Here is a 15,218-nt window from a genome sequence, read left to right on the forward strand (position 1 = left end):
GGCAACGTCAATGACATCCCCGGTCCTGCTCTGCTCCAATACCTTCTGGTCGATCTACAACTTCCGGCGAGGCCCCATCGCAGCACTGCTGGCGGCCGGGCATCCCGTTCACGTCGCGGCGCCCGACGATGCATTCGCCGAAAAGCTTGCCGCGATGGGTTGCATTGTCCATCTCGTCCCAATGGCGGCCAAGGGCCAGAATCCACTGCAGGATCTCGGCCTGATGTGGCGACTTTACCGGCTTTATCGGCAAGTGCGTCCAGCCGTGATCTTTCACTACACGATCAAGCCCAACATTTACGGATCGATCGCCGCCCGCTTCGCGGGAATCCCGGCGGTATCGATGACCACCGGCCTCGGTTATGTCTTTATCCGCGAATCGCTGACCACACGCCTGGCCCGCCAGCTCTACCGGGTGGCGTTCCGTCACACGCTCGAAAACTGGTTCCTGAACGTTGAAGATCATCGTGCCTTCGTCGAAGGCGGGCTCGTCGCCATCGGCAAGACCCGGCTGCTGCCCGGCGAGGGCGTCGACCTGACGCATTTCGCCAAGGCCCCCTGGCCGGCGTCCGGGGAATCGCCCGAGGACGCCCCTTCCCCCATGAGATTCCTGCTGATTGCACGTCTGTTACGCGACAAAGGCGTGCTGGAGTACGTGGCAGCAGCGCGCACCCTGCGCGCCGAGATGCCTCACGTCACCTTCCAGTTGCTCGGTGCGACCGATGTCGAAAACCCGACAGCCATTACGCGCCGTGAGGTCGATGACTGGCAACGCGAAGGCGTGATCGACTACCTCGGCACGACCACCGATGTCCGACCGATCATCGCCAATGCACATTGCGTCGTGTTGCCGTCGTACCGCGAAGGGCTCTCCCGAACGTTGCTCGAAGCCAGCGCCATGGGCCGGCCGCTCGTCGCAAGCGATGTGCCCGGATGCCGCGACGTGATCGACGACGGCGTGACCGGCAGGCTCGTACCTGCGCGCGACGCGGCTGCGCTGACGACCTGCCTGCGCGACATCGCCCGCACGCCAGCCGCCATGCTCCGGCGAATGGGCGACGCCGGGCGTGCTAAAGTAGCGCGCGAATTCGACGAGCACGTCGTCATTGCCGAGTACTTTCGGATCCTCGGATCTCTCCCCGCACCATGCTGAGTCTTGCCATCGCCCTCGTCGTGTCGTTTATCGCGACGCTGTTGATCGTGCGTTACGCGCACGTTCACTCCCGCTTTTCCGGCGATAGCGATGTCGCCGGCGTACAGAAATTCCACGTTCGTCCGGTGCCGCGCATCGGTGGCGTCGGCATTCTGGCGGGACTGCTCGTCGCCGCCACGGCACTGGCCGTTTCGTACCCCAAGGTCTCGCGCGACATTCTCCTGCTGGTGGCATGCGGCCTGCCCGCGTTCCTGTCCGGCTTCATCGAGGATCTGACCAAGAAGGTCACGCCGACGATCCGGCTCGTCTGCACGATGTTCGCCGCCCTGCTGGCCTGGTTCGTGCTCGACATCCACATCACCCGCGTCGACATCGCCGTGGTCGACCGCGCGCTGATGCTCGCCGCCGTATCGGTGCCGCTCACCGTGCTGTGCGTGGCCGGCATGGCCAATGCCGTGAACATCATCGACGGCTTCAACGGGCTCGCCGCCATGGTCGCCATGATCATGTTCGCGTCGCTCGGCTATGTCGGGTTCCAGGTGCAGGACCCGATCGTGCTCACCACGTCGATGATCATGGTCGGCGCCATTCTCGGGTTCTTCATCTTCAACTTTCCCGGCGGCCTGATCTTCCTCGGCGACGGCGGCGCCTACTTCCTCGGCTTCATGCTCGCGGAAATCGCCGTGCTGCTCGTCATGCGCAACCCGCAGGTCTCGCCGTGGTATCCCGCACTGATGGTGATCTATCCGGCCTTCGAGGTCTGTTTCTCGATCTACCGCAAACGCTTCGTGCGCGGCATTTCGCCCGGCATCCCCGACGGCGTGCACCTGCACATGCTCGTCTACAAACGCCTCATGCGATGGGCCGCCGGCGCGCGCACGGCCAGTGCGCTGACGCAACGTAACTCCTTGACGTCACCGTACCTTTGGCTGCTATGCTTGTTGGCAGTGATCCCGGCCACGGTCTTCTGGCGACACAGCCTGGTACTCGCACTGTGCTGCGTCGCCTTCATGGTGACGTATGTCTGGCTGTACCTGCGCATCGTTCGCTTCAAGGCACCTCGCTGGCTGATCTACAAAAAATGAACGACCACGGGGGACGCACATCTTCGGTTTGACGTCGGTTTGATGTCGAGGCACCGGCGACGCGCGACCGAGGCACACGGACGCCCCCCCGATCGGGACAACAAGACAAGACAGCGCCACCAACGCAATGCGTGACATCTATGCCATCGGCGACCTTCAGGGTTGCCAAACGTCGTTTGAACAACTGCTCGCGCGCTTGCCGCAAGACGCGGATCTATGGCTCGCGGGCGATCTCATCAACCGTGGCCCGCGTTCGCTCGATACGCTGCGTCAGGTCATCGCGTTGGGCGATCGCGTCACGGTGGTGCTCGGCAATCACGACCTCCATCTGCTGGCCGTGGCGGTCGGCGTGCGACAGGCGCACGGCAGCGACACCCTCGACGACATTCTCAACGCCCCCGACCGCGACGCCCTCATCGACTGGGTGCGCCGCCAGCCACTTGCCCATTTCGCGCACGGTTATCTGATGGTGCACGCCGGCGTGCTGCCGCAATGGGATGCGGAACAGGTAGTCGCCCTTGCACGCGACGTCGAGTCTCAATTGCGCGGCCCCGACTGGAAAGGGTTCCTCTCGCGCATGTTCGGCAATCAGCCGGATCAATGGCATGAAGGGTTAAGCGACGAAGACCGCCGGCGGCTGACGATCAACGCGCTGACGCGCATGCGTTTCTGCACGGCCGACGGACGCATCGATTTCAAGATCAAGGAAGGGGCCGACGCCGCAACCGACGAACTCAAGCCGTGGTTCGACGCCCCGGGCCGCCGCACGGCTGACGTGACCCTGGTTTTCGGTCACTGGTCGGCGCTGGGGCTCGTGATGCGCGACAACGTGCTCGGTCTCGACACCGGCTGTGTCTGGGGTGGCAAGCTGACGGCGGTGAAACTCGCCGATTCGCCTTCGGGACGCGAGTTGATTCAGATCGATTGCCCGCAGATTCGCGATCCGTTCGCCACCGCGGACGGCAAGAAACGCAACAAGATCAAGAAGGCCGACAAGGCTGAGGACGCGCTCAAGGCCGCGAAGGCCGAGAAGTTGGGCAAGCCGTCACGCAAAGTCGAGAAGTCGGAAAAGCCTGCCAAGGCTGAGAAGGCTGAGAAGGGCGATAAAGGCGATAAAGGCGATAAAGGAGATAAAGGCGAGAAGGCCGACAAAGTGCCGAAGCGAAAGGGCGAGTGACCTCCGGCGGGTCTTCATCGCACGGACGATGTCTCCAACGATGGCATTGCCTCAGTTGTCCACGCGGCATCTGCGACAGGGAAGTCCCAAGCAAAACGGCGTCTCGAAGGACGCCGTTTTTTTCATGCTTGTGTGAGCCGACGTTCCGCCAGCCCCACGACTCAGGCCTGCACCGCCTGCGCAGCGTCGCCTTCCTCGTCGCCCAACACCGAGTCGCGCGAACCGACCGAACCGTTCTCCGGCAGCACCGCCTCGGGCAAGAACCCTTGCAACGCTTCACCCACGGCCTGCTGCGCACCCAACGCGAACTCGCGTCGGTGTTGCCCTTCCTGCGGGAACCGGGGCTCCCCGATCGACAACCGCACCGTCATGGGCGGCGCGCGCAGGATCATGTCGATGGATTCGATCAGGCTCATCTCGCCAATGTAAGCGGGTGCCATCGTGTGACGTCCACTTGCAGCGTCGGTGTAGAACAGGCACAACGGCTGCACCGGTTTCACCGTGGTGACGGGCGCCTGGAGCAGGTTGGCATGAAACGGCAGCAGGCTGCGTCCGTCCGTCGTGGTGCCTTCCGGAAACACAGTGATGATGTCGCCGTCACGCAGGCAATCCGAGAGGTAGTGCATGATGCGGCGTGCGTCGGCACGGCGCTCGCGCTGCAGGAAGATCGTGCGCGTCTGCACGCACAACCAGCCGACCAGCGGCCAATGCCGGATCTCCGCCTTGGCAACGAAACGTACCGGCTGCCAGGCGTTGATCGCGAAAATGTCGATCCACGACACGTGATTGCACAGCAGCATCACGCCGCTGTCGGGCAATGGCGCGCGCTGCTCGACTTCGAGGCGCATGCCGCACAGGCGCAGCAGCTTTTGCGACCAGGCGCGAATACGGCGATGCTTCGCCGCTTCCGACAGGAACGGGAAGATCAGCAGCGCCACCAGCATGCCGCGCGAAAGATGCAGCCCCAGACGAAGTTTCTTGATCAACAGCACGGTCATCGCATCCTAGACGGCGAGGGTTTCGTGCGCCACGTGGCCACCGACCAACGTGAGACGGACACGCCCCGGTAATTCGTATCCCAGAAACGGGCTATTGTGACCGGCACTGCGCAGCACCTGCGCGGACACGGTCCAGTACTCCGACGGCGAAAACACGCAAACATCCGCCGGTTGTCCCGGCGCGAGACGCCCCGCCCCGGGGGCCACCGACGCCAGTCGCTGTCCCGGTGCATGGGTCACACGCGCCAACGCGTCGACCAGCGGCACACGCGACTCGTCGGCCCACTTCAACACCAGCGACAGCAGCAATTCCAGCCCGCTCGCGCCCGGCAGCGCTTCGGCGAACGGTACGAGACGCGCGTCGGCCGCCAGCGGCGTGTGATCCGAACAGACGGCATCGACGGTCCCGTCGCGTGCCGCGTCGCGCAGCACTTCACGGTCGCGTTGCGAGCGCAGCGGCGGATCGAGCCGGTACTGGGCATCAAAATACCCGATGTCCATGTCCGTCAGGTGGAGATGATGCGCGGCAATGTCGCACGTCACCGGCAATCCCTCGGCTTTGGCCGCACGAACGAGCGCAATGCCGGCGGCAGACGAGACCCGGCACAGATGGACGCGAGTGCCCGTGACGCGCACGAGTTCGAGAATGGTGTGCAGCGCGATGGTTTCCGCAGCGACCGGGATACCCGCGAGCCCCAGCCGGGAAGCCACGGCGCCGCTCGCCGCCACACCGCCCGCCGCCAATGCGGCGTCTTGCGCACGCAGCCACACACTCAGGCCGAACGTGCCCGCATACTGCAAGGCGCGTAGCAGCGTGCGGTTGTCCGCGATCGGTGCGTTTGCCTGCGACAGCCCGATGCATCCGGCTTGCGTGAGCTGCGCCATCTCCGTGAGCTCGCGGCCGGCCAGCCCGACGGTGAGCGCGCCCAGCGGATGCACCTGCGCGTGATGCGTCGCCCGCGCACGCAGTTGCAGCATTTCCACCAGGTCGGCCTCGTCGAGGATCGGGTCGGTATCCGGCGGACAGACGACGCGCGTGACCCCACCCGCCAACGCCGCCGCCGCTTCGCTCGCCGCCGTGACACGGCGTGCAGCCAGATCCACGAGACCCGGGATCACCACCTGTCCCTTGACGTCGATAGTGCGCTCGACCGTGAAATCGGCCGGCGTGGCGCCGAGCGCGACGATCTTGCCGTCGGCGATGAAGACGTCCTGTCGTTGATCGGTTCGCGTTGCCGGGTCGATGACCCGGCCGCCCGTCAGAAGCAGCTTCATGGCGCGCTCATCCTTGCGTTGCGGCGACGATACTCATCACCGCCATGCGCACGGCAATGCCGAACGACACTTGTTCGAGAATGACCGACTGCGGGCCGTCCGCTACCGCCGAATCGATCTCCACGCCCCGGTTCATCGGGCCGGGATGCATGACGATGGCATCCGGCCGCGCCAGCGCGAGACGCGCCGGCGTCAGCCCGTAATACTGGAAATACTCGGACGCCGAAGGCAGCAATGCCCCGCTCATCCGCTCGTTCTGCAAGCGCAGCATGATGATGACGTCGACATCGCGCAGCCCTTCGTCCATGTCGTGGAACACACGCACGCCGAGTTGTTCGAGGCCCGCGGGTAGCAGCGTGCGCGGGCCGATGGCGCGCACTTCCGGCACGCCGAGCGTGGTCAGCGCGTGAATGTCCGAACGTGCCACCCGCGAGTGCAGGATGTCGCCGACGATCGCGACCGTCAGATTCTGGAAATCGCCCTTGTGGTGGCGAATCGTGTACATGTCGAGCAACCCCTGCGTGGGGTGCGCATGCCGTCCGTCGCCCGCGTTGATCACGTGGACATGTGGCGCGCAATGCTCGGCGATCAGATACGGCGCACCCGATTGCGCGTGACGCACGACGAACAGGTCCGCATGCATCGCCGAGAGATTGCCGATGGTGTCGAGCAGCGTTTCGCCCTTGCTCGTCGAGGACGCGTTGATATTCAGATTCAACACATCGGCCGACAGGCGCGCTGCCGCAATTTCGAACGTAGTGCGCGTGCGCGTCGAGTTCTCGAAGAACAGATTGAAGACCGATTTGCCACGCAGCAGCGGCACTTTCTTGACGTCGGCATCGTTCACGCTCACGAATTGCGTGGCGGTGTCGAGAATGTGCATGAGGACGGCGCGCGGCAGTCCCTCCACCGTCAGCAAATGCTTCAGCTCGCCGTTCCGGTTGAGTTGGGGATGGCCGCGCCGACCGAGAATGCCGTTAGCCATGCCGGCGCTCCGGCGCGCCATGGCGCATTGCGTGGCCGTGCTGCGCGAGACAGGACAGGAGATCAGGCAGGCACATGCTCGTCGAAATATTGCTGGAGGATGATGCGGGCGGCTTCGGCGTCGAGCGACGTCTTCTGGGATACCTTGATGCCGGCTTCTGCCAGCGCGGCTGCGGCAGCCACCGAAGAATAACGCTCGTCGACCCAGACCACGGGCAGGTTGAAGCGTCCGTTGACCTGATTACCGAAGCGCTTGGCCTGCTGCGTCATCTCGTGCGGGGTGCCGTCGGGATGACACGGAAGACCGACGACGATCAGTTCAGGCTGCCATTCGGCAATGAGCTTGCCGGTCTCGGCAAAACGGACTTCACGATTGAGATTGGCCACGACGGTCAGCGCGCGTGCCTCACGCAGCATGAGATTGCCGATCGCCACGCCGATCCGGCGCTCGCCGTAATCGAAGGCGAGCACCGTGGCGCTGCCAGCCGTCATGCGTGACCCGCGTCGGCAGAGAGCATCGACGACGTGACGCCAAGCAGCGCCAGCGCGGCGTCGAAGCGTTCGGCCGGCGGCACGTCGAAGACGATGCCCGGATCGGCGGCCACGGTCAGCCAGCCGTTACGGCTGATCTCGTCTTCCAGTTGCCCGGCGCTCCAGCCCGAGTGCCCCAGCGTGAGCAGGAAACGGTTCGGCCCCTGTCCGTTGGCGACAGCCTCGAGCACATCCTTCGACGTCGTCATCTCCAGTCCGCCCGGCACCGACAGCGACGAGCTGTACGACGTGCCGGTCGCCTCATGCAGCACGAAGCCGCGCTCGGTCTGCACCGGACCACCGAAGAATACCGGCTGATGCGCAAGCGGATCGATTTCGAGCTTCAGGTCGAGGCGCTCGAAGAGCGACTGCAGATCGATGTCGGTCGGCCGATTGATGACCAGTCCGATCGCGCCCTTTTCGCTATGCTCGCACAGGTAGACGACGGTGCCGGAAAAGGTGGGATCGGCCATGCCCGGCATGGCGATGAGAAATTGATTCGTGAGATTGATACGGTCGGTCGGCATAGGGCCAGAGTTTATCGGATCCTGTTTGACGGTCTGTCCCCGGTGGCGCGCAGCGCACCGGCCAACAGACGAACTTTTTCCGCATCGTGGTACGGCGTCGGCCGCCTTGAGGCGCATTAGGAAGCGATGGGCGACCTTTTTGCCGACTTTATCACGGAACGTCGCGCCCGGTGACGAGCCGCTGTCCGAACACGCTGGCGTCCAGCGCGCGCTCGCGCCACATCGCCATTTCCGCGATCAGGTCGGGGCGCGCTTCAGGATACGCATCGGCTGCGAACTGATGCAGCATGCCCCGAAGTGCCTTGACCGTCATGGCCAGCGCCGCCGGCCCGCCCGGCTCCGCAGGGGGCGATGCGGCGAGCCGCTCCCCGGTCGCCGCCACCGCGGCCGCCAGTCGCGCCACCGGGGCGAGCCCGATCGCCGCCGAGTATTCCGCCACCTTGGCGGCCACGGCCGGTTCGTTCAAATTCGGCAGCGCCTCGTCTGCGAGACTCAGGAACGTCTGACAGACATCCTGACGAACCGCCAACGGGCCAATACGCAGCCAATCGCGCGCACTGCTTCCCGCGCCCTGCTTTTGTGCCGCCTGCGCAGCGTCGGCCAGCGGTTCGGGCAGATGGCCGGCGCGGCGCAATACGCCGAAATCGGCCAACAGCGTGCCCAGCCAGCTGTCCGGGGCCTGGGCATGCCAGGTCGCCAGCGCTTCGAGCAGATCGTGGCCGGGAATCACCTCGGTTGCCGCCTTGCCGGTCGACGCGCTCGCGCTGCCGCCCGCCGACGGATCGCTCGGGGCGGTCGGTGGGGTCAATTGCTTGCGTAGCGCCAGGTTCATGCGCCCGATCTGACGCTTGTCCGCCAGACTCAGCGGCGCGCGCACGAAGCGCAACCACGCGGCGGCCAACCGCCAGTAATCGAGGGGTGCCGTGGCCCCGGCGCGATGCAGATCGGCCGCCAGATCGGCGAGTTGGCCAAGGGCTGCCGTGGTGTCCGTCACGTCGCCGTCGGGACGCAGCAGGCGGAGCAGCACGCGCTCGACGTCCGCCCGCAGCGGGGCCGTGCCTGCGGGAAGGCCATGCAATCGTGGCCGCGCGACGACCCATCCGGCCATACGCAGTTCGCCGAGCGTCGGGGCACCGGGCCAGTTCTCGACCGCAGCGGGCGAGTCGCCCTGCCCGGTCGCGCCGGTCGCCGACGTCGGCGCCAGCGCCGGCGACACACCGGCTTGCCAGATGTCGCGCTCGAACTGTCGCAGCGCATTGCGCTGGGCGGAGTCCTGCGTGCCCGGCTGGCCATAGGCCGCCTCGGCAATCGCCTGAACCAGGCGCTCGCCTTGCAACGCCCAGTCTGCGTGGCCGCTCGCGTGCAGCAGACGGTTCGCGCGCCGCAGCGGGCCGAGCGCCGCCGCCGGGCCGTTGGACCAGGCGTCGGACGCCTCGGTCAACGCGTCCGCCACTTCGGGCAGGCGCCACAAAGGGGCATCGCGTGTCTCGCGCGCGGGGGTTCCGGGGATCGTCTGGGCGGTGCCGGAGGTATCGGGCGTGTCAGACCTGTCGGACGTGTCGAACGTGTCAGACGTCTCGGACGGCGTTTGCGGCGTCACCATGGGCCATCTCCTGGCCGTGCGGCCGGTCTTCGTGCGTCGTCAGATCTGTACCATCTCGAAGTCTTCCTTGCGTGCGCCGCACTCAGGACAGGTCCAGTTGATGGGCACATCTTCCCAGCGCGTGCCGGGCGCAATGCCCTCATCGGGCAGTCCTGCCTCTTCGTCGTAGATCCAACCGCAAATGAGGCACATCCAGCTCTTGTATTCCATTCTTTCTTCAGCGACGAGCGTTCCGTTACAATGGCTTGTCAACCGCTTCGGGTCCCGGCGACCAAGGTCGCACGGTGTTGTGGGAACCCTGCCGGTGCATTGTCCGGCGGGTGAAGCCCACGGCGCTTGCCAGCGCTCCGAAACGGGCATTTAAGGCGTGATGGTACCAACGAACCCAAGGCCTGACCAGATCGCCGTCTATCCTGCCTCCATGCACACTGAATCCCCACCCATTCTGCTGACCTTCGGGCTCTCCGATCCCACTTCGGCCACCGGCGTCCAGGCCGACCTGCTTACGTTCGCCAGCATGGGCGGCTATGGCGTATCGGTGCTGACCGGCTATTCGTCGCAAGACTCGCGTACCTGCGACGAAGTACAGCCGATCGACCCGGACTGGATTGCCGACCAGGCGCGCATGTTGCTCGAAGACATGCCCGTGGCCGCCTTCAAGGTCGGCAGTGCGGTCAACTCCGATAACGTGGCGGCCATCGCCGAGATCGTGGCCGATTATGACGAGACGCCACTCGTGGTGGCGCCCGACTTCGGGCTGGCCGGCGAGCATCTGCTCTCGGCCGACGAATTGCGTGAAGCAACGGCCAGCCTGCTGGTGCCGCAGGCAAGCGTGCTGGTGGTGAGTCCGCCCAGCGCCATCGCACTGGCCCAGACGATCACCGAAAACGAAAACCTGTCGCTCGACGAAGCGGTGTCGGTCCTGTTGGAAAACGGCTGCGAGTTCGTGCTCGTGAGCGACAACAATGCGCCGCAATTCACGCACACGCTGTATTCCGACGGCGGCATGGTTCGCGAAGACGCCTGGGATCGTCCGCCGCACAACGTGGCCGGTGCCATCGACACGCTGGCCGCCGCCGTTACCGCGATGATCGCCAGCGGTCTTGCCGTGCCGGAAGCCGTGCGCGAAGCGCAGGAGTACCTGCAACAGGTGCTGGAGAATGCGTTCCGCCCGGGTATGGGGAGGCACTTCCCCGACCGTTTCTTCTGGGCGCGTAGCGAAGAGACCGAACAGGAAGGCAGCACGCCGGAGGCTTAAGCCGCCTCGCCGTTCATCGCGCATGACCTGCGCCGAGCCGCAAAACAAAAAACGCCCGCGAGATTCGCGGGCGTTTTTGCTTTGCATCATGACGACTCGGGCTGGCAGCCGAAGCTGCGCGCGGCGGTCACGACAGACGAAGGCGCATGCCTTGCGGCCCGAGCATGGCGTGCTCGCTCGCGTCGTCCGACTCGCCCTTCGGTCGTCCCCAGGCCTCGATCACCCGCTTGACGAACGGCTTCAGATCGTCGCCCTGATCGCGCAGCATACGAACGAGCGCCGCATACTGACCGGGGAAGATCGATGTGTTGTAGTTCTTCAGACGTTGAATGTCGAGTAACGCTTCGTCGTCGCGTCCCGCGAGCGCGAGCAGCACGATGTAGCGCTTGATCATCGTTGGGCCGGCACCGAGCGCCAGTGCCTCACGATGCGCCGCGAGCTTATGGTCGAGCTGATCGCGATTGAGCAGCAACGCGCCGGTGACCGCGTAATCGCCATACGGCGCGAAGAAAAGCGCCGGATCGGTGCGGTAGGTGTCGATCTTGCCCGCGCGGTACGCGACTTCCACGCGCTGGTAATCGGCGATCAACCACGGAATCGCCACGCACGCGAACAACACGATCACGCCGTTGATGGCCCCGGTGGCCGTCGGCGAAACACTGTCGATCGCTTTCGTCTCGCAAAAGCCGAGCAGGAACAGTGCCGGCAGCAGGAAGAAGGCGTAGTGCTGCGGATACTCGAGCATGGCGTGGATCGCCAGCATGCCGAGCAGCACGAAGGCGAGCGCAATCGGGGCATTCTTGATGTCGCGCACGGCGCGCGCGAACCAGAAGCCGAGCGGCACCAACACGGCCAGCGTACCGACGATGCCCGTTTTGGCGAGCAGGTCGAGCAGTACGTTGTGCGCGTTATCGGCCATCTCCACGGGACCGAGCTTGTCGACCAGCGCGAACTGCGCGTCGATGTAGTTCGACCAGCCCGCACCGAACCACCAGTGCTCACGGAAGATCGCCAGCCCGTATTCCCACAGATTCAGACGTCCGGTCACTTGTCCGGCCTGATGCATCCGTGCGACCGCACTCCCGTCAAGCTGCCATCCCCACGCAACGTTGGCCCAGCCGACGAACATCGTCACCAGGGCGAGCAACGGCAGGATCGCCACCGGCACGAACCAGCGCATGGAGCGGCGCATGGTACGCGTCGGATCGGCGCGCTCCGTCCACACCATCCACAGGCCGAACGCCGAAAGCAGCGCCAGTTGCAGCCACGGCGTGCGCGATCCGGTCAGGCAGATGCCCACGTCGAACGCTGCACACACCACCACCCAAAGCCACGCCGGCATCTTGCGCAAGTACCAGAGGTAGAACGCGCCTGCGCTGGCAAGCGAGAGGTACGTCGCCAGATGATTCGGCTGATACATGTTGCCGAACAGACGTCGTGCGACCGTCACCGTGTACTTGGCCACGAACCACGGCACGTGGGCTTCCAGATGGAATGCCTGCACCAGTTGTGCGCCGACCGCATACAGGCCGCCGAGGGTGAGCGCTGCGGCACTCCAGCGCATCAGCACGCCGCGCCAGCCGAGTTGCGCCAGCCAGAACCCCGCATTTACCGCCACGATCATCGCCACGCCGTACAACAGCGCCGTCATCATCAACTGTGGCAGTTCGGTGGGCATCGCGGCCCGCTGCACGAGGATGATCGCCACGAACGCCAGCGGCATCCACGTAATACGTGGCATGCGCAGCGCGCGCGCGTCGCGCTGCCACACGGCAATCATCGACAGCACACCGAGGACCGCGAAGAGCGAGAACGCCAACGCTTCGGCATAGAAGGTGGAGATCGGATAGGTGTGCTTGACGAGGTTGTAGGGCAAGGCCCAGATCAGGGCGAGGGTCAGCCCGATCAATGAGAGAAGCAGAGGAGGAAACAAGATCGCCGCCGTGCAGTGCACCGGTTGGAAGATGCGCAAGCATAACGAAAAATGACCGCCAGGTGGCGGCCATTTCAAGGGCTGGGCTCAGCCCGCCTTGGGCGCCTCGGCGCCGCGGCACTCGGCCGGGGCCAGCTTGCCCGGCAACGTCGCGCCGCCCGGTGCGCCCGCGCGACCCTGCGCATAGCAGGTCCACACGATCTGGCCTTCGGGGGCCTTGCCGACCGTCAGCGCCGTAGGTGTGCCGTTGGCACCCGCGCTCGTCGGCACCAGCACGAGGGCACCGTCGCCGGCACGCTGCGTGTAGGCGACCGTGACATTGCCGCTCACCGAATCGATGCTCACGGCGTTGACGTTGTCGGTCGCACTAGGTGCCTGCCAGCCGCTGTTGAACGGCGCGCCATGCATGGCGTTCTCGCTCACGAGCGCCTTGGCCGACGCCGCGGCGCCCAGCCCTTCGACGACGCGCGCACGCACCAGATAGTTCTGCAGATACGGAACGGCTGCCGTGACCAGCACGCCGATGATCGCGAGCACGATCATCAACTCGATAAGGGTGAATCCCCGGGACTTGGCGAGACCGGTGGTCCGGTGGCCGAAACGACGCATTGTGTAACTCCCTGCGAAAGCAATGAAAACGAAAGGGACTTCGGGGGGAAGTGGGCGGAGTATGCCACACCCCCAACGGCGAACGTCCTGCCATAGATCAAATCAGGCGGCGCCGTATGGCTTGGGAGAATCGTCCTATCCAACGATGGGACGATTCGTCCGAATCGGGAGCGAAGCTCCCGGAATGAGATCGCGGAATGCCGAGATCCCGAAAATGGACCCGTTTATTCCGAAGAGGTTGCACGTGACTGACGCGCGTCGCTGCGACGCTTGAGCGCGAGCCCGAGCGCCACGACCAGCACCGCGCCGATCGCCGACGCCACATAGTGGGTGTAGTCCTCGGCGTCGCCCGGCAGGTGCAGCAGGTGGCCGATCCCCGGATCGGAAACGATGAGTCCGCCCGCGATCCAGCCGAGCAGTGCCGCCCCGGCGATCACGATGAACGGGAACCGGTCGAGCGCCTTGAGTACCAGTTGGGAGCCCCAGACGATCAGCGGAATGCTCACGACAAGACCGAAGATCACGAGCGGCAACTGATGATGACCGGCGGCGCCTTCCGCCGCACCGGCGATGGCGATCACGTTGTCGATGCTCATGACCAGATCGGCCACGATGATGGTCTTCACTGCCGTCCAGAGTTTGTCGGCCGGCTTCACGGAGTCGTGCGCGTCATGGTCGGGCACCAGCAATTTGGTACCGATCCAGAGCAGCAACAACCCGCCCAAGGCCTTGAGATACGGCACGGCAAGCAACGTGACGGCGAACGCAATCAGGATCACGCGCAGGACGATGGCGCCGGCAGTGCCCCACATCACGCCCTGCAATCGTTGTTTGGCCGGCAGGTTACGGCAGGCAAGCGCGATCACCACGGCATTGTCGCCACCCAGCAGGATGTCGATTATGATGATCTGCAGGACCGCAGCCCAATTCAGCTCGGCAAAAAACGCAAGCATGGCGGGGATATCCTCGAAAACAGGCGGTACGAACCAAATGTTTGCAGCGAGGGCAGCAAACCCGAAGGATGCCGCCGACGACGCGCAAGGCGCCTTGGCAAAAAAAAGAGCCCGATGCTCCGGGCTCCCTTTTTTCGACTGTGTGCACAGCCGCCGGTTCCGGCGGCTGCACCACGGTCATCCAGCGGAAATTACAGGATCGACTTCAGCAGACGGCCCATTTCCGACGGGTTGCGGGTCACCTTGATGCCGCAGGCATCCATGATTTCCAGCTTGGCTTCGGCCGTATCGGCACCGCCCGAGATCAGCGCGCCGGCGTGGCCCATGCGCTTGCCCGGAGGCGCCGTCACGCCTGCGATGAAGCCGACGACCGGCTTCTTCATGTTGCCCTTGATCCACTCGGCCGCGTTGGCTTCGTCCGGGCCACCGATTTCACCGATCATGATCACGGCGTCCGTATCCGGATCGTCGTTGAACATCTGCATGACATCGATGTGCTTCAGACCGTTGATCGGGTCGCCACCGATACCGACGGCGGTCGACTGGCCCAGACCCAGAGCCGTCAGCTGACCAACGGCTTCGTACGTCAGGGTACCCGAGCGCGACACCACGCCGATGCGACCCTTCTTGTGGATGTGACCCGGCATGATGCCGATCTTCAGTTCGTCCGGCGTGATCACGCCCGGGCAGTTCGGTCCGAGCAGCAGGGTCTTGCGACCTTCGCGACGCATGCGGTCCTTCACTTCGATCATGTCACGAACCGGAATGCCTTCCGTGATACAGATCGCCAGGTCCAGATCGGCCTCGACGGCTTCCCAGATGGCAGCAGCAGCACCTGCGGGCGGCACGTAGATCACCGACACGGTGGCGCCGGTCTGGGCCTTCGCGTCCTTGACCGAACCGAAAATGGGAATGCCTTCGAAGTCTTCGCCGGCCTTCTTCGGGTTCACGCCAGCGACGAACGCGTTCTTGCCGTTCGCGTATTCGCGGCACATGCGGGTATGGAACTGGCCGGTTTTGCCAGTAATACCCTGGGTGATGACCTTGGTATCTTTGTTGATCAGAATCGACATTGCTTGATTTCCTTCGTCTGGTTGCCCAGCGCTCGCCTGCCCCTCGGGGCGGCGCCGCT

At 64.7% G+C, this 15,218-nt stretch carries 14 protein-coding genes and 1 pseudogene; 4 read left to right on the forward strand and 11 right to left on the reverse strand.

Translation table 11 applies throughout. The annotated features are described in order from the left end of the window. Nucleotides 1-10: 10 nt before the first annotated feature. The 3 genes from ABWO90_RS10165 (at nucleotide 11) to ABWO90_RS10175 (ending at nucleotide 3,415) form a co-directional block, all read left to right on the forward strand. Nucleotides 11-1,153 carry a glycosyltransferase family 4 protein gene (locus ABWO90_RS10165; RefSeq protein WP_353191094.1) on the forward strand — a complete coding sequence of 381 codons (1,143 nt, stop codon included), beginning with the start codon at nucleotides 11-13 and terminating at the stop codon, nucleotides 1,151-1,153. Then, complete coding sequence (locus ABWO90_RS10170) at nucleotides 1,147-2,238, forward strand: MraY family glycosyltransferase (protein WP_353191095.1); 1,092 nt, start codon at nucleotides 1,147-1,149, stop codon at nucleotides 2,236-2,238. Before ABWO90_RS10165 ends, ABWO90_RS10170 begins: the two co-directional genes overlap by 7 nt. A 127-nt stretch (nucleotides 2,239-2,365) precedes the next feature. Beyond that, nucleotides 2,366-3,415 (forward strand): symmetrical bis(5'-nucleosyl)-tetraphosphatase, encoded by a 1,050-nt coding sequence (locus tag ABWO90_RS10175; RefSeq protein ID WP_353191096.1) that lies wholly within the window; start codon nucleotides 2,366-2,368, stop codon nucleotides 3,413-3,415. Nucleotides 3,416-3,576: 161 nt separating this feature from the next. Here ABWO90_RS10175 and ABWO90_RS10180 read toward each other — a convergent pair whose 3' ends face one another. The 7 genes and pseudogenes from ABWO90_RS10180 to ABWO90_RS10210 all read right to left on the reverse strand — a co-directional run bounded on the left by ABWO90_RS10180 (nucleotide 3,577) and on the right by ABWO90_RS10210 (nucleotide 9,543). Then, complete coding sequence (locus ABWO90_RS10180; protein ID WP_353191097.1) at nucleotides 3,577-4,413, reverse strand: lysophospholipid acyltransferase family protein; 837 nt, start codon at nucleotides 4,411-4,413, stop codon at nucleotides 3,577-3,579. A 6-nt stretch (nucleotides 4,414-4,419) separates the two neighbouring features. Then, on the reverse strand, nucleotides 4,420-5,688 hold the full coding sequence (locus ABWO90_RS10185; RefSeq protein WP_353191098.1) for a dihydroorotase: 1,269 nt from the start codon (nucleotides 5,686-5,688) through the stop codon (nucleotides 4,420-4,422). A gap of 7 nt (nucleotides 5,689-5,695) precedes the next feature. Continuing rightward, nucleotides 5,696-6,649: pseudogene (locus tag ABWO90_RS10190) on the reverse strand (aspartate carbamoyltransferase catalytic subunit); the annotation flags it as partial. Nucleotides 6,650-6,735: 86 nt separating this feature from the next. Continuing rightward, complete coding sequence (gene ruvX / locus ABWO90_RS10195; protein WP_353191099.1) at nucleotides 6,736-7,164, reverse strand: Holliday junction resolvase RuvX; 429 nt, start codon at nucleotides 7,162-7,164, stop codon at nucleotides 6,736-6,738. Then, a complete protein-coding gene (locus ABWO90_RS10200; protein WP_353191100.1) occupies nucleotides 7,161-7,730 on the reverse strand; it encodes a YqgE/AlgH family protein in 570 nt (189 codons plus the stop codon). The genes ruvX and ABWO90_RS10200 overlap by 4 nt, the downstream gene beginning before the upstream one ends. A gap of 151 nt (nucleotides 7,731-7,881) precedes the next feature. Then, complete coding sequence (locus ABWO90_RS10205; protein WP_353191101.1) at nucleotides 7,882-9,333, reverse strand: hypothetical protein; 1,452 nt, start codon at nucleotides 9,331-9,333, stop codon at nucleotides 7,882-7,884. A gap of 39 nt (nucleotides 9,334-9,372) precedes the next feature. Then, entirely contained in the window at nucleotides 9,373-9,543 is a 171-nt protein-coding gene (locus tag ABWO90_RS10210; RefSeq protein ID WP_006400971.1) for a rubredoxin, read from the reverse strand. A 211-nt stretch (nucleotides 9,544-9,754) separates the two neighbouring features. Here ABWO90_RS10210 and thiD point away from each other — a divergent pair, with 211 nt between their 5' ends. After that, nucleotides 9,755-10,591 (forward strand): bifunctional hydroxymethylpyrimidine kinase/phosphomethylpyrimidine kinase, encoded by an 837-nt coding sequence (thiD, locus tag ABWO90_RS10215; protein ID WP_353191102.1) that lies wholly within the window; start codon nucleotides 9,755-9,757, stop codon nucleotides 10,589-10,591. A gap of 127 nt (nucleotides 10,592-10,718) precedes the next feature. Here thiD and ABWO90_RS10220 read toward each other — a convergent pair whose 3' ends face one another. From ABWO90_RS10220 to sucD, 4 genes are all read right to left on the reverse strand, one after another. Beyond that, the gene (locus ABWO90_RS10220) at nucleotides 10,719-12,524 is read right to left on the reverse strand and encodes a Wzy polymerase domain-containing protein (RefSeq protein WP_353191103.1); all 1,806 of its coding nucleotides are present in this window, start codon (nucleotides 12,522-12,524) and stop codon (nucleotides 10,719-10,721) included. Between the two features lie 87 nt (nucleotides 12,525-12,611). After that, a complete protein-coding gene (locus ABWO90_RS10225) occupies nucleotides 12,612-13,133 on the reverse strand; it encodes a pilin (protein ID WP_353191104.1) in 522 nt (173 codons plus the stop codon). A gap of 224 nt (nucleotides 13,134-13,357) precedes the next feature. Then, nucleotides 13,358-14,086: a TerC family protein gene (locus ABWO90_RS10230; protein ID WP_353191105.1), complete on the reverse strand. Its 729-nt coding sequence runs from the start codon at nucleotides 14,084-14,086 to the stop codon at nucleotides 13,358-13,360. 191 nt (nucleotides 14,087-14,277) lie between these two features. Continuing rightward, nucleotides 14,278-15,159 carry a succinate--CoA ligase subunit alpha gene (gene sucD / locus ABWO90_RS10235; RefSeq protein ID WP_353191106.1) on the reverse strand — a complete coding sequence of 294 codons (882 nt, stop codon included), beginning with the start codon at nucleotides 15,157-15,159 and terminating at the stop codon, nucleotides 14,278-14,280. Nucleotides 15,160-15,218: the final 59 nt, after the last annotated feature.

The organism is Pandoraea pnomenusa, assembly GCF_040391475.1.
In the GTDB taxonomy this organism is placed as follows: Bacteria; Pseudomonadota; Gammaproteobacteria; order Burkholderiales; family Burkholderiaceae; genus Pandoraea; species Pandoraea pnomenusa_C.

Coding starts and splice junctions, on each gene's coding strand:
- sucD (WP_353191106.1), bottom strand. CDS start 15,159: ATGTCGATTCTGATCAACAAAGATACCAAGGTCATCACCCAGGGTATT.
- thiD (WP_353191102.1), top strand. CDS start 9,755: ATGCACACTGAATCCCCACCCATTCTGCTGACCTTCGGGCTCTCCGAT.
- ABWO90_RS10175 (WP_353191096.1), top strand. CDS start 2,366: ATGCGTGACATCTATGCCATCGGCGACCTTCAGGGTTGCCAAACGTCG.
- ABWO90_RS10165 (WP_353191094.1), top strand. CDS start 11: ATGACATCCCCGGTCCTGCTCTGCTCCAATACCTTCTGGTCGATCTAC.
- ABWO90_RS10180 (WP_353191097.1), bottom strand. CDS start 4,413: ATGACCGTGCTGTTGATCAAGAAACTTCGTCTGGGGCTGCATCTTTCG.
- ABWO90_RS10185 (WP_353191098.1), bottom strand. CDS start 5,688: ATGAAGCTGCTTCTGACGGGCGGCCGGGTCATCGACCCGGCAACGCGA.
- ABWO90_RS10170 (WP_353191095.1), top strand. CDS start 1,147: ATGCTGAGTCTTGCCATCGCCCTCGTCGTGTCGTTTATCGCGACGCTG.
- ruvX (WP_353191099.1), bottom strand. CDS start 7,164: ATGACGGCTGGCAGCGCCACGGTGCTCGCCTTCGATTACGGCGAGCGC.
- ABWO90_RS10225 (WP_353191104.1), bottom strand. CDS start 13,133: ATGCGTCGTTTCGGCCACCGGACCACCGGTCTCGCCAAGTCCCGGGGA.
- ABWO90_RS10205 (WP_353191101.1), bottom strand. CDS start 9,333: ATGGTGACGCCGCAAACGCCGTCCGAGACGTCTGACACGTTCGACACG.
- ABWO90_RS10200 (WP_353191100.1), bottom strand. CDS start 7,730: ATGCCGACCGACCGTATCAATCTCACGAATCAATTTCTCATCGCCATG.
- ABWO90_RS10230 (WP_353191105.1), bottom strand. CDS start 14,086: ATGCTTGCGTTTTTTGCCGAGCTGAATTGGGCTGCGGTCCTGCAGATC.
- ABWO90_RS10210 (WP_006400971.1), bottom strand. CDS start 9,543: ATGGAATACAAGAGCTGGATGTGCCTCATTTGCGGTTGGATCTACGAC.